13 protein-coding genes are annotated in these 16,918 nt (G+C 48.2%); 5 read left to right on the top strand and 8 right to left on the bottom strand.

The annotated features are described in order from the left end of the window. The 4 genes from GWG06_RS27870 to GWG06_RS27855 form a co-directional block, all read right to left on the bottom strand. The gene (locus GWG06_RS27870) at window positions 1-357 is read right to left on the bottom strand and encodes an MmcQ/YjbR family DNA-binding protein (protein WP_160717674.1); all 357 of its coding nucleotides are present in this window, start codon (window positions 355-357) and stop codon (window positions 1-3) included. 362 nt (window positions 358-719) lie between these two features. Continuing rightward, window positions 720-2,501, bottom strand: coding sequence for a DUF885 domain-containing protein (locus tag GWG06_RS27865; RefSeq protein ID WP_160717672.1), 1,782 nt, complete (start codon window positions 2,499-2,501; stop codon window positions 720-722). 235 nt (window positions 2,502-2,736) lie between these two features. Further along, window positions 2,737-4,104: a 3-keto-disaccharide hydrolase gene (locus tag GWG06_RS27860; RefSeq protein ID WP_160717670.1), complete on the bottom strand. Its 1,368-nt coding sequence runs from the start codon at window positions 4,102-4,104 to the stop codon at window positions 2,737-2,739. Window positions 4,105-4,172: 68 nt separating this feature from the next. Further along, window positions 4,173-4,523, bottom strand: a complete 351-nt coding sequence (locus GWG06_RS27855; RefSeq protein WP_127043758.1) for a DUF1801 domain-containing protein — start codon at window positions 4,521-4,523, stop codon at window positions 4,173-4,175. Between the two features lie 407 nt (window positions 4,524-4,930). Here GWG06_RS27855 and GWG06_RS27850 point away from each other — a divergent pair, with 407 nt between their 5' ends. The 5 genes from GWG06_RS27850 to scpB all read left to right on the top strand — a co-directional run bounded on the left by GWG06_RS27850 (window position 4,931) and on the right by scpB (window position 12,673). Then, window positions 4,931-7,933, top strand: a complete 3,003-nt coding sequence (locus GWG06_RS27850) for a SusC/RagA family TonB-linked outer membrane protein (protein WP_160717668.1) — start codon at window positions 4,931-4,933, stop codon at window positions 7,931-7,933. Between the two features lie 24 nt (window positions 7,934-7,957). Further along, entirely contained in the window at window positions 7,958-9,580 is a 1,623-nt protein-coding gene (locus GWG06_RS27845) for a RagB/SusD family nutrient uptake outer membrane protein (RefSeq protein ID WP_160717666.1), read from the top strand. Between the two features lie 191 nt (window positions 9,581-9,771). Then, window positions 9,772-10,353, top strand: a complete 582-nt coding sequence (locus GWG06_RS27840; RefSeq protein WP_160717664.1) for a DJ-1/PfpI family protein — start codon at window positions 9,772-9,774, stop codon at window positions 10,351-10,353. Between the two features lie 178 nt (window positions 10,354-10,531). Next, complete coding sequence (gene atpG / locus GWG06_RS27835; protein WP_127037768.1) at window positions 10,532-11,416, top strand: ATP synthase F1 subunit gamma; 885 nt, start codon at window positions 10,532-10,534, stop codon at window positions 11,414-11,416. Window positions 11,417-11,536: 120 nt separating this feature from the next. Next, window positions 11,537-12,673, top strand: coding sequence for an SMC-Scp complex subunit ScpB (gene scpB, locus GWG06_RS27830; RefSeq protein ID WP_160717662.1), 1,137 nt, complete (start codon window positions 11,537-11,539; stop codon window positions 12,671-12,673). 31 nt (window positions 12,674-12,704) lie between these two features. Here the strand turns inward: scpB and GWG06_RS27825 are convergent, their stop codons facing one another. The 4 genes from GWG06_RS27825 to rny all read right to left on the bottom strand — a co-directional run bounded on the left by GWG06_RS27825 (window position 12,705) and on the right by rny (window position 16,815). Further along, window positions 12,705-13,526, bottom strand: coding sequence for a purine-nucleoside phosphorylase (locus GWG06_RS27825; protein WP_127037764.1), 822 nt, complete (start codon window positions 13,524-13,526; stop codon window positions 12,705-12,707). Between the two features lie 23 nt (window positions 13,527-13,549). Then, window positions 13,550-14,338: an SDR family oxidoreductase gene (locus tag GWG06_RS27820; protein ID WP_127037763.1), complete on the bottom strand. Its 789-nt coding sequence runs from the start codon at window positions 14,336-14,338 to the stop codon at window positions 13,550-13,552. Window positions 14,339-14,469: 131 nt separating this feature from the next. Further along, window positions 14,470-15,078, bottom strand: a complete 609-nt coding sequence (locus GWG06_RS27815) for a 3-keto-disaccharide hydrolase (RefSeq protein WP_127037761.1) — start codon at window positions 15,076-15,078, stop codon at window positions 14,470-14,472. A gap of 171 nt (window positions 15,079-15,249) precedes the next feature. Next, window positions 15,250-16,815, bottom strand: a complete 1,566-nt coding sequence (gene rny, locus GWG06_RS27810; protein WP_127037759.1) for a ribonuclease Y — start codon at window positions 16,813-16,815, stop codon at window positions 15,250-15,252. Window positions 16,816-16,918: the final 103 nt, after the last annotated feature.

Genomic DNA, 16,918 nt, shown 5'->3' with positions numbered 1-16,918 from the left:
TCAGGCATTCACCTTCATCTTATGAATGGCATCCTGTTCCTGAGCGGGCAGGGTGCTGACAATCAGTTCATAGGCATGATGCAGAAAATTCTCCAGTTCCTGTGAAGGCAACATATCTTCCTGTTTCAGCTGTACCCAGTGATAACGCGCCAGATGCGGCGCCGGCACAATACCCGGTTTGGCTATCAGCTGATGGTAATCGCCCTGGCTGCACTTGAAAGAAATGCGGTGGGGCGGGTCCATGGAAATCATGCAGAATAATTTCTCTCCCACAAAAAAACGCAGCTCATTATCCCACTTCTTATCAGTGGTAACTGCCGGTAAGGACTGACAAAAGCCCAGTGTGTGATCAAACATAGCAGCGGGTTTTAAGGCATACAACATCTGTTCGCCAGGCGAACGGTTCTCTCAATAGCTTTCAACCACAACAAAACATATACAAATATGTTGCATGTGTGGAATTGATTTGTCTTGCTGTAAATAGTGAATGAAACTGCTGTATAAATGTAGGAAATAAAACGCAGAAAAATTGACTGCAGGATATTAAGGGGGAAGGATTAACGAGGTTTTAATATTAATTACGAATTACGAATTGCGAATTACGAATGTAGAAGCGAAGAACTAAACGTAGATTAAAGGTGATAATTTAAAAATATTCTCCTTAATCTACGTTTAGCTCTTCGCTTCTACATTCGTAATTCGCAATTCGTAATTCGTAATTATTTTTTCGCCCATCTTTCCATCTTCTGCTCCAGTACAGAAAGCGGTACACAGCCGTCTTTCAGGAGTTCATCATGGAAGGAGGAAAGGCTGAAGCTGCTACCCAGGGTGTTGGCGTAATGGTTGCGCAGTTCCCGGATTTTCAGTTCACCGATTTTATAGGAGAGGGCTTGTCCGGGGATAGCCATGTAGCGTTCAATTTCAGCTGTCACTTCCTGTTCGGAAACGGGCTCGTTGTCCAGCATATATCTGATTGCCTGTTCGCGGGTCCAGCCTTTGTGATGCAGGCCAACGTCAACGACTAAACGAATAGCGCGGTGAATTTCATCAGACAGCCGTCCGAAGTACATATACGGATCCGTGTATAATCCCAGTTCTTTGCCGAGACTTTCACAGTACAGGGCATAGCCTTCGCCATAGGCCCCGATCCAGGTGAAGCGGCGGAATTTAGGAAGGGAGTCGTTTTCCTGTTGCAGGGAGAACTGGAAATGATGGCCGGGAATGGCTTCATGAAGAAACAGGCATTCCATGCCGGCGTAGCTGAAATCGCCTGCGTTCAGGATGGGCACATAGAAGATACCCGGGCGGGAGCCGTCAGGGGTTCCCGGCTGGTATTCCGCAGAGGCGGAGGCTGCGCGGTATGCTTCTGTCTGCCGGATTTCAAATTTTGTTTTCGGAAGATGACCGTACATTTTTTTAACACCCGGCATGATCTTGTTTTCGATAGCCCGGAAGGAATCCAGTACGGCCTGTGGTGTTTTGAAGATGCGCAGTTTTTTATCAGTACGTACGGAAGCAAAGAAGGCAGGCAGATCTCCTTTAAATCCGGTACTGTTCTTAACTGTTTCCATCTCTGCCCGGATGCGGGCTACTTCTTTTTCTCCCAGCGCAAAAATTTCATCCGGTGTTTTATTGGTGGTTGTCCAGGTGCGGATCAGGAAATTATAGTATTCCCTGCCATCAGGCAATGCGTTGATGCCACTGCTGGTACGGGCTTTCGGCAGGTATTCCTTTTCCATGAATTGCTGCAGTCTGTCATAGGCAGGCAGGATATACTGTTCAATAGCCTGCGTATAATCCTTTACCAGCTGCGGTTTAGCGGCTACGTCAACAGCTGCGGGAATAGATTTCAGCGGTGCATAAAAAATATTGGCGGCAGTATCTTTTTTAGCGAGGTCTTTTAACTGCGGAATAGTTTTCACGACCAGGCTGGCGGGCAATACATAACCGGTGGCGATGCCGCGGCGCATATTGGCAATGGCGGTATCTGTCCAGGCAGCAAAGCCTTTCATACGGCCGATGAAATTCTCGTAGTCCTTCTTCGTTTTGAAGGGTTGTGCGGCAGATCCAGAACCGAGTTGTGCCAGTGTAATCGGCAGACAGGTAAACTGCTGTACCGGCATCAGGTGATCATGAAAAGTAAGCGCTTCCCGGCTGATGGCAAATTCACGCTGCAGCATATCATAGGTGATGCGGTCGTTCCCCGATAATACAGCGGTATCAATACCCTTCAGCTCTTCCTGGTAACGGGCATATACGGAATCGCTATGTGCGCGGAAGCTCTCGCTGATATCCACAGGCAACTGATCGTTATATTGATTCTCACCATTAAAGGTGGCCTGCACCGGATTCAGGATCAGAAAATCCGCATAGTAACGATCGGCAATATGCTGCAGAGAATCCTGCATAGCCCCGGAACCGCTCTTGCCGGTCTGCTGACAGGCGCCTGCCAGCAAAGCGCTTCCCAGCAATAAAAGGTGTCTCCCTTTGAATGTAGACATAAATATATTTTTGGATGACCGAATGTAGGAAATCATTTTTTATTTGGTTATTTGGTTATTTGAGATTTGTTGCTGTACAACGTATGCCTTTGTAGTACAGGAGATAGCTTATCTCAAAGGAAAATCCTGTACTACCGCAAATCTCAAATAACCAAATAATAAAATAAAAAAGCATTCCGAAGAATCGGAATGCTTATTTAGAACAGTGAACAATGAAAAAAAAGATAAAATATTTTTACTTGAGTATTTTAATACGAATGCTTTTATAGGAAACCTCGTTACCATGGTCCTGTAAAAGAATGTGACCTACTGGCCACAGGCCGAAATTTTTCCAGTTTTTATATTTGCTGATTGCCACCAGATCTTTGAAGGCTTGGGAGCCCCGCTCATATTCCAGCACTTTAAAACCATTCAGCCAGTGTTCTACATGGTTATTTGGATACACAATAATACGACCTTTGTTCCATTCTCCAATAGGTAGGAGGGCACGTTTTTCCTGTTTTCTTGTCATAAGGTCGTAGAGTGAAGCCAGTGTGCGGTTTCCGTCACGGCCTAATTTGGCGTCCGGGTGTTTTTCGTCGTCCAGTACCTGATATTCCAGGCCTATGGCTGACTTCCCTCCTGTTTCGTAGCTTTCACTTACAAAGTATTTAACGCCACTGTTGGCTCCCGGCGTGAGTCTGAACATGAATTCCATCTCAAATGCGCCATATTCCTTATCTGTAACGATATCGCCGCCACTGCCTTCTTCGTCGCCATTGGAATGCTGGATGGTAAGAACGCCATCATTCATTCCCCAGCCCTTGTCCGGGAAAGTTTTCTTGTAGGCGCCTCTCCAGCCTTTGGAGGTCTTGCCGTCCCACAGGAGCTGGTAACCGTTTTTCTTTTCCTGACCGGAGATGGTATTGTCTACATTGTTGACTACGTAAATGTTATCGTATGGCGAATACTGTGATGGTGCAGGGTTTTCGAGTATGCGGATATTTTTCCAGTAGATATTTTTATGATCATCGGCAGTATTTTTACCGATACCATGTACCTGCAGGGCGATGAAACCCTTGGGCAGCGCGGTATCTACCAGGTGAGCGGCAGGTACGCCGTTTACCCAGGTACGCATTTCATGGCCGCGGCACTCGATACGGTATTTGTTCCAGTCGTCTTTCCTGAAGGCATTTTGCCCGGTCGGGTTGAGTTCCATGGGGTATTGCCAGCCTCTGCGGCCTTCTTCATAGATGCCGCCGCTCCATCTACGGTCCGACGGATCAATTTCCATCTGGTAGCCGAATACGCGCCCATTCTGGTAATCGGGGCGGCTCTGGCTCCGGAATTGTATGCCTGAGTTAAATTCTTTGCCCAGCTTGAATTCCAGCTCCAGGATGAAATCGCCGTATTCTTTTTCAGTTGTCAGGAAGGAGTTGGGTGTTTCCAGAACGGTAGTGCCTACTATCTGGCCGTTTTCCGCCTGGTAGATGGCCTTACCGCCCAGCTGCTTCCAGCCTTTCAGGTCCTTGCCGTTGAAGAGTGTCTGCCATTGCGCTTTCTGTGCAAATACGCCGCTATATAAACATAGCAGACTGCCACATAATAAAATCGTTCTTTTCATAACTTAACCGGAATAAGTCGTCAAATTAATCAATGAAAATGATTTTTACAACCGATTGCAAAAAGATTTTATTTGTATAATGCCAGCATATCTTTCAGGATGCTGTTGATCTTTTTCATGGGAAGGTCTTTTTCAGGGTCCAGCAGCAGTATTTTCATACGCGCACGTTTTTCCTGCAGCAGATCCGGATGATGTACGCTGCTGCCTTCTACGATGCCTATATAAGGCTGTTTCAGCTTTTTGTGTATCCACAGGTAGCAGCACATTTTACCGTTGTAACAGTACATGGGCATGCCATATTTCCAGGCCTCCGTCAGGTGACTGTCCAGCTGCAGGATATGCCCGCGCAGAAATTGCATACAGCCCCTGGCCGGTTCTTCCAGTTGCAGAAAATATTGATCAATAGGACGAATACTCATCGCAGCCAATAATTATTAGTATCCCGCAAATTATTGAAAACAGGTAAACCAGCAAAGCCGGAACAATGCCGCCGCACAGCGGCAGTCAGCGCTGCATATAAGTAATAAGCGTACAACATACGTATATCAGCTTATCTAGATAGCGATGCCGGCGGTTAGAAATTCTGTCGGCAATATCCCTGGCAGCGCTTGCTGGTAAAGGATATGACCGATCGGGTATAAAAGGTCCTCCGCATACTCCTGCGCAAATGCTGTCCTGAAAAATTATTTATTTGTGCAAACGTTTGCAAATGATGAAATAAGTATTATTTTGGTCAGGATATCATGTAATGGAAAACACGTAGAAAACTATCGCTGGATAAAAATCAGCCAACACACCGAAATCAACTATCAGTAAAAGGAACGTTATGAATAAGAAAATTTCACGTCTGTGCTTTGCAGCATTGTGTCTGCTCTTTCACCAGCTGGCGCACGCCCAGTCCGTTCAGGTAGAGGGTAATGTGCTCGCCAAAGACAAATCTCCGCTCGTAGGCGTATCCGTTTCAATTAAAGGAAGCAGCACCGGAACGCAGACCGACATGCAGGGGCATTATAAACTGCAGGTTAAAGATGCCGCCAATGCCGTGCTGACGTTTTCATTCATCGGGTTCACCACACACCAGGAACCTGTCAGCAACCGTAAAGTAATCAGCATCATCCTCGAAGAAGATCAGAAAAAACTGGAGGAAATTGTAGTTGTCGGTTACGGACAACAGAAGAAAAAGGATGTAACCGGCTCTATCGCCTCCATCAGTAACAAAGCCATCCAGGATGTGCCTGTAACCAACGCCCAGCAGGCGTTACAAGGCCGTACTCCCGGTGTGGACGTACTCGCCAACAGCGCCAAACCCGGCGATGAGCCTACCGTCCGCATCCGTGGTACCCGCTCTGTAACCGCCGGAAACGACCCCCTCTATGTGGTAGACGGTATCCCTTACTCAGGGAGCCTCAACGATATTGGTCCGGGTGTAATACAATCGATGGAAATTCTGAAAGACGCCTCTGCTACCGCCATCTACGGTTCCCGCGGCGCCAATGGCGTGGTACTCATCACCACCATCCGCGGAAAAGTGAGTAAACCCGTTGTAACCTACTCCGGCTCATACGGCGTAGTGAATACCCTGGGGCAGACAGACCTCATGAACGGTCAGCAGTTTGCGGATATGCGCCGCGAAGCAAGACGTGCCATCGGCAGATACAACGATAACAACCGCGACTCCTCCGACCGCGCCATCTTCAACCCGCAGGAACTCGCAGGCATTAAAAACGGTACCAGCACCGACTGGCAGAAACTGCTCCTGAAACAGGGGTACCAGACTAACCACGCGCTCAGCGTAGCCGGCGGTACCGAGAAAACAAAATATGCCATGGGCATCGGTTACTTCAAAGACCAGGGGGTACTGAAACTACAAAGCTATGAACGCTATAATATTAACATAGGACTGGATCAGATGATCGGCTCCCGCGTAAAGGTAGGTGGCTCCCTCCTGGCTGCCTACAGCAACCGTGCCGGTGAAACCTACAACGGTATCAACAATGCTATCCGCATGCTGCCGATTACTTCTCCCTATGATGAAAACGGTAACCTCGTTACCTTTCCCAATAACGACAGTAACCTGCCTAACCCGTTACTGGATTATGTTCCCGGCACCCGTACGGAAAACAGAAAACGTTTCCGCCTGTTTACCAGCCTGTACGGAGAAGTGGAAATCATCGACGGACTGAAATACAGACTCAACGTAGGCCCTGATATCTCCCAATACAATTACGGCCTGTTCCAGGGTAAGAATAACTTCGACCTCCTCATCGGTGGCGGCGATGCCACTGCCAGGAAAACCAGCGGGGAAACAATTGCATACACAGTAGAAAATATACTGACCTATAATAAAATTATCAAACAGAAACACAACATCGGATTCACCGGATTGTACAGCGTGCAGCGGCAACGCGGCGACAGCTCCACCGCTAACGTGCGCGGCGTACTCGTGGAAAACCAGGAATACTACAACCTCGGCGAAGCACAGAACGTAACCGGCGTAGGCAGCAGCCTCGGTACCTGGACTATCCTCTCCTACATGGGCCGCCTTAACTACGGCTACGATGACCGCTACCTGGTAACCCTCACCATGCGTGCAGATGGTTCCTCCCGCTTTGCACCCGGCAAACAATGGGGTTACTTCCCTTCTGTGGCCGCTGCGTGGAACCTGACCGGCGAAGAATTCCTGAAAGGCAAAAGAAATATCGATAACCTGAAACTCCGCCTCAGCTACGGCCGCATCGGCAACACCGGTATCGACCCATATGCCACACAGGGCGCGCTGCAACGCATCGCCTACTCCTTCGGCGGAAAAGGCGTACTGGGCTATACGCCACAGATGCTGCGCAACCCGGAACTAACCTGGGAAACAACTACCTCCTTCGATGCAGGTATCGATTTCAGCTTCTTTAAAGGCCGCCTGACCGGTGTGCTCGACTACTACAAACAGAAAACCACCGACCTGCTGATGCCCTTCCTGCTGCCTTACAGCAACGGCTTTAACAGCGTGCTGCAAAACGTGGGCGCTACCAGCAATACCGGCTTTGAAATAGGCCTCACCGGCGTTATCATCGATAACCCCAAAGGCTTCAACTGGACCATGGATGTAAACTGGTCACGCAACCGGTCCAAAATTCTGGAACTCATGGGCGGTAAACAGGCCGACATCGGTAACGCATGGTTCGTTGGCCAGCCTACCTATGTGTACTACGATTATAACAAAATCGGTATCTGGCAGTCTTCCGATAAAATAGACTTCGTTGTATCCCCGCCCAAACCAGGCGAAATCAAAGTGGAAGATGTAAACGGCGATAAGAAGATAGATGCAAACGACCGTAAAATCCTGGGCTCTCCGCAGCCGGACTGGACTGCCGGTACTACACAACGTTTTTCCTACAAGGGATTTGAATTGTCGGTAGTAGCCTTTGCACGTGTGGGCGGCATGATTAAGAGCGATTTCTATCAGAATACCAACACCCTGTTCGGCCGTTTCAACAACCTGAATATCAACTACTGGACACCGAATAATCCGACAAACGATTTCCCCAGACCTAACGCTAACCAGGAACGTCCGGTGAACTATCAGTCACTCAGCTATTTTGACGGCTCTTTCTTCAAAATAAGAAACATCACCCTGGCATATTCCTTACCGGAATCGCTGGTGAAACGCTGGCAGATGTCTGACCTGCGCGTCAACGTAGGCGTGAAACAGCCGCTGATCCTTGCTCCTTACCGCCAGCAATGGAAAGGTGTGGATCCGGAAGATGTGAATGTTATCGGCATTGATGCGCCGGCCACCTGGATGTTACAGTTTGGCGTGAATGCACGGTTCTAATTTTTTCAACCTAAAAAATTTGTCATGAAAAATATTATTTGGGGAATGGCATTGCTGGCCATCGCAGGAACAGGTTGTAATAAAATGCTGCAGGAAGATGTGGTGACGAATACAACAGATGATTTCTATTATACTAAAAATGGTTTCAATACCGCCGTCAACGCCGGTTATGCCGGTATGCGCATCTTTTACAGCACAGAACGCGGTATGACGCTTACCAACGCAGGAACAGATATTATCACCAACGGTTCCGACGGTAATTTCAAATTTGCCAATCAGTACACCTCCCAGTTCGATGCGCGCTATGATCACGTACGTGAATTATGGAACGGCCTGTACCAGTCTATCAACAATGCCAACGTTGCCATAGACCGGGCAGACCAGGTAAAGGGCCTCGATTCCGCCAGCAAGGCCAGGGGCGTGGGAGAAGCCTTGTTCTGCCGTGCGCATTATAATTTCATTCTGATGCAGACGTTTGGGAGCATACCCTTACGGCTACACGAAAATAAAGTGATAGAAACTGCCGCCACAAGAGATACCACCACGAAGGTATACGAGTCCATTATCACCGATCTGCTGGCTGCCGAATCCAGGCTGCCGGATGTGCAAAGCGAATGGGGGCGCGCTACCAAACCTGCCGCCGAGCACCTGCTCGCCAGGGTTTACCTGACAAGAGCCAGTTCTACAGACGCCAAACCGGATGATTATACCAACGCCGCTAAATATGCGGATATGGTCATCAAAAATTATCGTTTCCGGCTGCTGGATGACCCGGGAAAAATATGGGCGCAGGGTAATGAGAATAACACAGAAACCATCTTCGCAGCACAGTATACCACCGACCCGCTATATGCATCGCCGGATAACAACGCCTGCCGCTTCTTCCTGATGCAGTACGATGTACTGGACGGAATGCAGCGCGACCTGCCCAACGGTACACCCTGGAAGCGTTTCAGGCCAACTGCCTTCCTGCTGGATACGCTGTATAAAGAGCGTGTATTCGATACGCGTTATGAGAAATTCTTTACAACTGTATGGTTTGTGAACAAACCGATGACTTCCCCGAAAGTCCTGAAACTCGGTGATACAGCCGTTTACATGCCAGGCCGCCCTGTTTCTGCCGCAGAAGTAAGCAGTAAGAACTACCTGCTGGTAGGCTCCGATAAATATGACGAAAAACTTTATCCGTCCCTGAACAAGTTCGCTGACGCCCTGCGTCCGGATAACCAGGCTTCCGGCGTACGGCCCTTCATCGCGTTCAGGCTCGCAGAAACTTACCTGATCGCTGCGGAAGCACAGATGAAACTCGGCAACCTCCAGGGCGCCGCTGATAATATCAATGCTGTCCGCATGCGCGCTGCCCGCCAGGGTAGCACCCCTGCAGAAACGCAGGCCAATCAGCAAGCCATGAAAGTCAATGCCGCCAATATCGACATCGACTTCATCCTGGACGAAAGAGGCCGTGAACTCGTAGGCGAACAACTCACCTGGTTTGACCTGAAACGTACCGGCAAACTCCTGGAAAGAGTAAAGAAACATAACATGCAGGCTACGACCAGTATTCAGTCCTTCCACCTGCGTCGCCCTATCCCGCAGGACCAGATTGACAGGTCGTCGACACCGTTCTGGCAAAATCCCGGATATTAAATTTTAATTACGAATTACGAATTGCGAATTACGAATGAAGAGGCGGAGATGAAAGCGGAGATTAAAGGTGATAGCTTTTAAACATCATCATTCATCTCCGCTTTCATCTCCGCCTCTTCATTCGTAATTCGCAATTCGTAATTCGTAATTATTTTTCCTTAACTTGATGTACCACAAAAACTTACAATCATATGGGAAAGAAGAAAATACTTTTACTGACAGGTGATTATGCGGAAGACTATGAAACGATGGTGCCTTTTCAGATGTTGCAGATGGTAGGGCATGAGGTACATGCGGTTTGCCCGGATAAGGCGGCGGGAGATAAGGTGAAGACGGCCATCCATGATTTTGAGGGGGACCAGACATACAGTGAAAAGCCGGGGCATAATTTTGTGCTCAATGCATCCTTTGCAGATGTGGTGGCAGGTGATTATGACGGGCTGGTGATTGCAGGGGGGCGTGCGCCGGAGTATCTGCGGCTGAACAGGAATGTAATAGAGCTGGTAAAGCACTTTTTTATAGCGGAGAAGCCGGTAGCGGCAGTTTGTCATGGTATCCAGATACTGACGGCAGCAGATGTTGTCCGGGGAAAGAAGCTGACGGCTTACCCGGCAGTAGCGCCGGAAGTAACCGCTGCCGGAGGAACCTATGTAGCCGTGAATGTGTATGAGGCGGTGGTAGACGGCAGGCTGGTAACGGCCCCGGCATGGCCCGCACACCCGCAGTGGATTGCGGCATTTTTGCAGGTGCTGGGAACAACTATTACATTATAATATTTAAAATTTTGTAATAAATTGATTTTTAGTCTTTAAAAGAAAGATTTAATTATCTTTTCTACGAATTTTCAAATTAAATCGTCATTACTTACCTTTGCAGCCAAATTCGGGGATGGAAACATTTCCGGGTGAAGGAAGATCCAGTAATTTGTCATTCGTAACTTGATTAAAATATATGTCCGGACAGCTTAAAGAAGTTCGTAACCGAATCAAATCTATTCAATCTGGCCAGCAGATCACTAAAGCCATGAAAATGGTGAGTGCGGCTAAATTAAGACGTGCACAGGATGCTATTATGCTGATGCGTCCTTACGCCTTGAAGCTCCAGGAAATGCTGCAGAATATTGTTTCCAACAGTGAAGGCAATATCGACACGCCCCTGGCAGCGCAACGTGCGGTTGAAAAAGTACTGATCGTGGTAATCACTTCCGACAGAGGGCTGTGCGGTGCATTCAACTCCAACCTGATCAAAACTGCGAAACGCGTTATCCGCGAGAAATATGCAGAGCAGTTTGAACTGGGTAATGTGGAATTACTGCCAATCGGTAAAAAAGGCTATGATCATTTCTTACAGAATGGTTATAAAGTGAATGATAAATTCTGGAACATGTTCGGCAATCTTACTTTCGAGCATGTGAAAGAAGCTGCTGCCGTAGCGCTGAACGGTTTTACCGAAGGTACCTACGATGCCGTGGAAATCGTCTACAGCGAATTCAAAAACGCCGCTACCCAGGTATTTGTTGCTGAACAATTCCTGCCTATCGCCAAAGTAGAAAATGAAGAAAACAGCAAACTGAAAGCTGACTACATTTTTGAACCGGAGAAAGAAGTACTGATAGCTGAACTGATGCCTAAAATTCTGAACACCCAGTTCTTCAAAGCGATCCTCGACTCTCATGCTTCTGAGCATGGCGCCCGTATGACCGCGATGGATAAGGCAACAGAGAATGCGCAGGAGCTGCTGCGTTCCCTGAAAATCTCCTACAACCGTGCACGTCAGGCGGCTATTACAACCGAGCTGACAGAAATCGTGAGCGGCGCTGCTGCACTCGCGGGTTAAGCGTTGAAGGAATTTATTCACACTACGTCAACACTGAATATTTTATATTTTCAGATTAGGGTCAAAGGCTGTATTTTCGGTCTTTGACCTTTTTTTGTAATCCATACTACTGAGTATCATATGGAAATATCACAGCTCATCCCGCATGTGGAAGCACTGATTTTTGCTGCCGACAGGCCCCTGCCCATGCTGGAAATAGTGGATTTACTGAACAATGCACTGGCTTTCCTGGAAGACCGCGCCACCCTGGAGCAGGTGGAAGCTGCCATCGATGCTATCAGGGAAAAATACAGTTCTGAATTCTACGCTTTTGAAATACGTAGCAGCGGAGGCGGGTTTCAGTTCATGACTAAAAAGGAATATTATCAGACGGTAGCCCAGCTGAACGGAGACAAATTCCTGAAACGCCTGTCTACCGCCGCCCTGGAAACACTGGCTATTATCGCTTACCGTCAGCCTATTTCCAAAGGTGAAATTGAATATATCCGTGGCGTAAGTACCGACTATTCCATCCAGAAACTCCTGGAAAAGGAACTGATCGTGATTTCCGGCCGTAGTGAGGACCTGCCCGGCAAACCCTTGCTCTATACAGTTTCCCGGTCATTTATGGATTACTTCGGCATCAATTCTGCCGCTGATCTGCCCAAACTCAAAGAACTCTTTGATGAAGAGATTATCCAGCCTACCCTGATCAATGATGATACTGCCACCATCGGCAGGGAAAGTGATAATACGCCTTCTGCAGAAACAGCCCACGTAATGATGGTGTCAGAAAACGGCGAACTGCTGGACCCCGATCATGAACTGGACAAGCTGGAAAATACCGGCAGCGACCTATTGCCGGCGGCTGAAGACGAAGATGCAGAACCGGATGATGAAATCATTCCCTTCGACGCCATCCTGGAAGATGCCGCCACTGAAGAAAGTAATGAGGATGAGGAAGAAGATCCTTATGCCCCCCGTAATACAACTGAAGAAGAGACAAATGACGAAGATCCGGATGGTACTATAGAAGACGCACAGGATGTATCTGCCGTAGAAGATACCCGGCAGGAAGAAGAGACGAAGGAAGAAGATCCGGATGATATCGTAGAAGACGCATTATCTGAGCCGTCTGAAGATGACGAAGATGACGAAGATGACGAAGATGACGAAGATGACGAAGATGACGAAGATGACGAAGATGACGAAGATGACGAAGATGACGAAGATGACGAAGCAACATCAACTGATGAAGATACAGATAAAAGCAAATAAAAAAGGGCCGGCATCGCCGGCCCTTTTTTATTTATAACCCTTTGATGACAGTGGCAAACACACTGCTCAGTTTCTTATCTGCCATACCCGCCACCGCAATAATTTCTTCTATGGAAACGGGGTGTAAATTATCCGGATCACATTCGTCTGTTACCACGGAAACTGCTGCACAGGGGAGTTGCAGCTGATTAGCCACAATTACCTCCGGAACGGTGCTCATACCTACCAGGTCTGCCCCTATCATGCGAAGAAAGCGGTATTCCGCCCTTGTTTCCAGGTTAGGGCCCATAACGGATACATATACACCGGTTTTCATCTCTGCGTCATGGCTGGCAGCAGCGGCCTGCAGCCGGGCGCCCAGCGCAGGATCATAAGGGCGGCTCATATCCGGAAAACGTGGTCCGAATACCGGTGAATTGAGGCCGCGCAGCGGGTTTTCCGGCTGCATGTTGATATGATCGTCCAGCAATACCAGATCTCCCTTTTTAAAGGCCGTATTCATACCGCCGGCGGCATTGCTCAGCAATAGCTGCGTAATACCCAGGGCTTTCATTACCCGTATCGGGAAAGTGATCTGCTGCATGGTATAGCCTTCATAGTAATGAAAGCGGCCCTGCATGGCTATTACAGGCGTATCGCCGATATGCCCCAGTATCAGCTGGCCTTTATGTGATTCTACGGTAGATTCCGGGAAATGTGGTATCTGATGATAAGGGATGCTGTGAGATATTTTAATATGACCGATCAGCTCTCCCAGTCCGGTGCCCAGCACCACGCCCACGCGGGGCTGTTCAAAGGAAAGGGCCCGGAGATAATCCGCGGCAGCTGATATCTGTTGCAGTAGCAAGTCCATACGATGTTGAATTTGGCTGCAAATTAATTCCCTTTGCGGGCAATCACATAAAACAAGGGGGGAAAAAATCTTTTAAACCACAGGAGCAGTCTTTCTGCCCTGGCAATCAGTATCTGTTTACGTTTGCGGCGCATGCCGCGTAATATGCGTCTGGCGCAAACATCTGCCGGAATGCCCTGCGCCTGCCCCGGGTCCATTTTCCCGAATGGCTCTCCGGTGGCGGTGATAGCGGAATAGGTAATGGGTGTCTGTATACGGCCCGGACAAACAATAGTGGTGTATAACGCCGGAATGGGCTGTTCTGTTTGTAATGTTTCGAAATAACCCTGCAATGCGTGTTTGGCAGCATTGTAGCCTGAGCGCCAGGGATAGCCCATCAGTCCGGCCATACTGCTGATAACAATGATCTGCCCCTGCTGTTGTTCGCGGAAATGTGGCAGCAGGGCTTTGGTCAGCATGACAGGTCCGAAGAAATTCACGTCCATCAGCTGACGTACAGCAGATACGGGCGTATCTATCAGTTTGGAGCGCTGGGTAACGCCGGCATTGTTTACAAGTACATCTATCTTGCCGAAAAATGTCAGGGCCTTTGCTGCGCCTGCTGTTACGGCTCCTTCATCTGTAATATCCATTACCAGTACTGCGCAGTGGGGAGTAAGCTGCAGGCATTCCTGCTGCACCGCCTCCAGCGCGGGTAGTTTACGGGCTGCCAGTATCAGCCTGGCTTTCTCTTTTGCGAGCAGCAGGGCCAGTTCCCTGCCTATGCCGGAGCTGGCGCCGGTGATGAGGATGACTTTATCGGTGTACAACATGTAGATATATAGATTTCGATTTACTGATTTACGAATTTAAAATGCAGCGAAGATTTTAGCGTACATCATTTCCGCTAAAATCTTCGCTGCATTTTAAATTCGTAAATCAGTAAATCGAAAATCAGAAAATTTTATAAAGTGGTGACTTTAATATTTTTCCATTTCACTTTAATGCCGCCACCAGAGTGAATCTGTAAGGCAATCTGGCCATCGGCGCCGCCGATTTTGGCATCTTTGAGGGTAATCATTTCCTGTCCGTTGAGCCAGGTGGTGACTACGTCGTTGACCACACGTATTTTCATGGTATTCCATTCGCCCATCTTCAGGTATTTTTCCTTTTCTTTATCGGGCTGAATGAGCCATCCGCGGCCGTAAGATTCGTAGATACCGCCGGTATGCATGCCGGGAGGTGCTACTTCAGCCTGCCAGCCGGTAATTTTGGTACCTTCCAGTGAAGAGTGGAAGAATACGCCGCTGTTACCGTCCGCTTCCTGCTTGAATTGGAGGGTCAGTTCAAAATTCTTGTATTTGCCATCGGTGCCGAGATAGCCGTATTCTTTATCCGGACCACTTTCACAGATCAGCTCTCCTTTCTCCACATACCATTTTTCGGTACCGTATATTTTCCAGCCGTCCAGGTTTTTTCCGTTGAACAATGATTTTCCCTTCTGGGCAGCTGCGCTGCCGGCGCTCAGTACTACAGCGGCGCCCAATACAAATTTTAAGATAGACTGTTTCATATAGATGGATCGAATTTTCGGATAATTCCGCCAATAAAAAAAGTCCTCCGTTATACACGGAGGACTTCCAAGATATTTTTTTATTTGAGATTTTCAGATTTAATTATTTAAACGAAACCAACAGGCTTACTAAATAATCAAATCTCAAATAACCAAATCTTCAAATAATACTTATCTGGCGATGTTTACCGCTCTTTTTTCGCGGATAACGGTTACTTTAATCTGGCCAGGGTATTGCATTTCAGTCTGTATCTTATTAGCGATCTCGAAGGAGAGGCGGTCTGCATCGTTATCGGAAACCTTATCACTTTCCACGATGATACGCAGTTCTCTGCCGGCCTGGATAGCGTATGCTTTTTCCACACCTTCGTGGGAGAGGGCCAGGTTTTCGAGGTCTTTGATACGTTGCAGATAGCTCTGCATGATTTCGCGGCGTGCGCCGGGACGGGCGCCGCTGATGGCGTCGCAGGCCTGTACGATCGGGGAAATTACATATTGCATTTCCATTTCATCGTGGTGAGCGCCGATAGCGTTCACTACAGCAGCATGTTCGCCGTATTTTTCAGCCAGTTTGGCGCCCAGGAGGGCGTGGCTCAGTTCAGTTTCTTCGTCAGGTACTTTACCAATATCGTGCAGTAAGCCGGCGCGTTTGGCCAGTTTAGGGTTGAGGCCGAGTTCAGCAGCCATTACCGCGCAGAGGTTAGCGGTTTCTTTGGAGTGCATGAGCAGGTTCTGACCGTAGGAAGAGCGGAAACGCATTTTACCTACGAGACGTACCAGTTCTTTATGGAGGCCATGGATACCCAGTTCAATCACGGTTCTTTCACCGATGTCCATTACCTGTTCTTCCAGTTGTTTCTTGGTTTTTTCTACTACTTCCTCGATACGGGCAGGGTGGATACGGCCATCCTGAACGAGACGTTGCAGGGAGAGACGCGCAATTTCACGGCGTAACGGATCGAAGGAAGATAATACGATAGCTTCAGGGGTATCGTCAACAATGAGGTCAACGCCGGTAGCAGCTTCTATGGCGCGGATATTACGTCCTTCACGGCCGATGATCTGCCCTTTGATTTCATCGCTTTCCAGGGTGAAAACGGTGATGGTGTTTTCGATGGTCTGTTCTGCAGCGGTACGCTGGATAGACTGTATAATGATTTTCTTGGCTTCCTTGTTAGCCTTTAACTTGGCGTCTTCAATAATTTCCTGAATATGAGACAGCGCCTGTGAGCGGGCTTCTTCTTTCAGGCTCTCTACCAGCTGGTGTTTGGCTTCTTCAGCAGTCAGGCCGGCAACTTTTTCAAGGCGGCGGATATGCTCTTCCTGATGCTTTTCCAGTTCGGTACGCTTGATGGTTACCAGTTCCATCTGGCGGTTCAGGGTTTCCTTGATCGCATCGTTCTCATTGATCTGTTTCTGGAGCTGTTCGTTCTTCTGATTCAGTCCCTGCTCTTTCTGCTTGATACGGTTTTCAGACTCAACTATTTTCTGATTGCGCTGGAGCACTTCCTTTTCGTGCTCACTTTTCAATTGCAGATATTTTTCTTTGGCTTCGAGTAACCTGTCCTTTTTGAGGTTTTCTGCACTTACCTGTGCGTCTGCGATGATTTTTTTAGCCTGTTGATCAGCTTCGTCAATTTTTTGCTGCGTGTTTTTGGCAAATATCACCTTTCCCAGCACTATCCCAATGACCAATGCCACTACCGCAGCTATTGTCGTATAAAGTGTAACATCCATATGAATTATTTATACTTGATTTATATAGTATTCTCATACCCAGGTCGCTGCTAAAAGGCAACAGGGGCGAGAACTGACCCGCGAAAATACAAAAAAATAGCAG

Origin of the sequence: Chitinophaga solisilvae, from assembly GCF_009928525.1 — a bacterium.
Classification (GTDB): domain Bacteria; phylum Bacteroidota; class Bacteroidia; order Chitinophagales; family Chitinophagaceae; genus Chitinophaga; species Chitinophaga solisilvae.
The sequence above is the reverse complement of the archived record's forward strand: the minus strand, read 5'-3'. Positions and strand labels throughout refer to the sequence as shown.

Excerpts from the sequence above, each read along its gene's own strand:
- GWG06_RS27870 (WP_160717674.1), bottom strand. The coding sequence starts at position 357 with ATGTTTGATCACACACTGGGCTTTTGTCAGTCCTTACCGGCAGTTACC.
- GWG06_RS27865 (WP_160717672.1), bottom strand. The coding sequence starts at position 2,501 with ATGTCTACATTCAAAGGGAGACACCTTTTATTGCTGGGAAGCGCTTTG.
- GWG06_RS27860 (WP_160717670.1), bottom strand. The coding sequence starts at position 4,104 with ATGAAAAGAACGATTTTATTATGTGGCAGTCTGCTATGTTTATATAGC.
- GWG06_RS27855 (WP_127043758.1), bottom strand. The coding sequence starts at position 4,523 with ATGAGTATTCGTCCTATTGATCAATATTTTCTGCAACTGGAAGAACCG.
- GWG06_RS27850 (WP_160717668.1), top strand. The coding sequence starts at position 4,931 with ATGAATAAGAAAATTTCACGTCTGTGCTTTGCAGCATTGTGTCTGCTC.
- GWG06_RS27845 (WP_160717666.1), top strand. The coding sequence starts at position 7,958 with ATGAAAAATATTATTTGGGGAATGGCATTGCTGGCCATCGCAGGAACA.
- GWG06_RS27840 (WP_160717664.1), top strand. The coding sequence starts at position 9,772 with ATGGGAAAGAAGAAAATACTTTTACTGACAGGTGATTATGCGGAAGAC.
- atpG (WP_127037768.1), top strand. The coding sequence starts at position 10,532 with ATGTCCGGACAGCTTAAAGAAGTTCGTAACCGAATCAAATCTATTCAA.
- scpB (WP_160717662.1), top strand. The coding sequence starts at position 11,537 with ATGGAAATATCACAGCTCATCCCGCATGTGGAAGCACTGATTTTTGCT.
- GWG06_RS27825 (WP_127037764.1), bottom strand. The coding sequence starts at position 13,526 with ATGGACTTGCTACTGCAACAGATATCAGCTGCCGCGGATTATCTCCGG.
- GWG06_RS27820 (WP_127037763.1), bottom strand. The coding sequence starts at position 14,338 with ATGTTGTACACCGATAAAGTCATCCTCATCACCGGCGCCAGCTCCGGC.
- GWG06_RS27815 (WP_127037761.1), bottom strand. The coding sequence starts at position 15,078 with ATGAAACAGTCTATCTTAAAATTTGTATTGGGCGCCGCTGTAGTACTG.
- rny (WP_127037759.1), bottom strand. The coding sequence starts at position 16,815 with ATGGATGTTACACTTTATACGACAATAGCTGCGGTAGTGGCATTGGTC.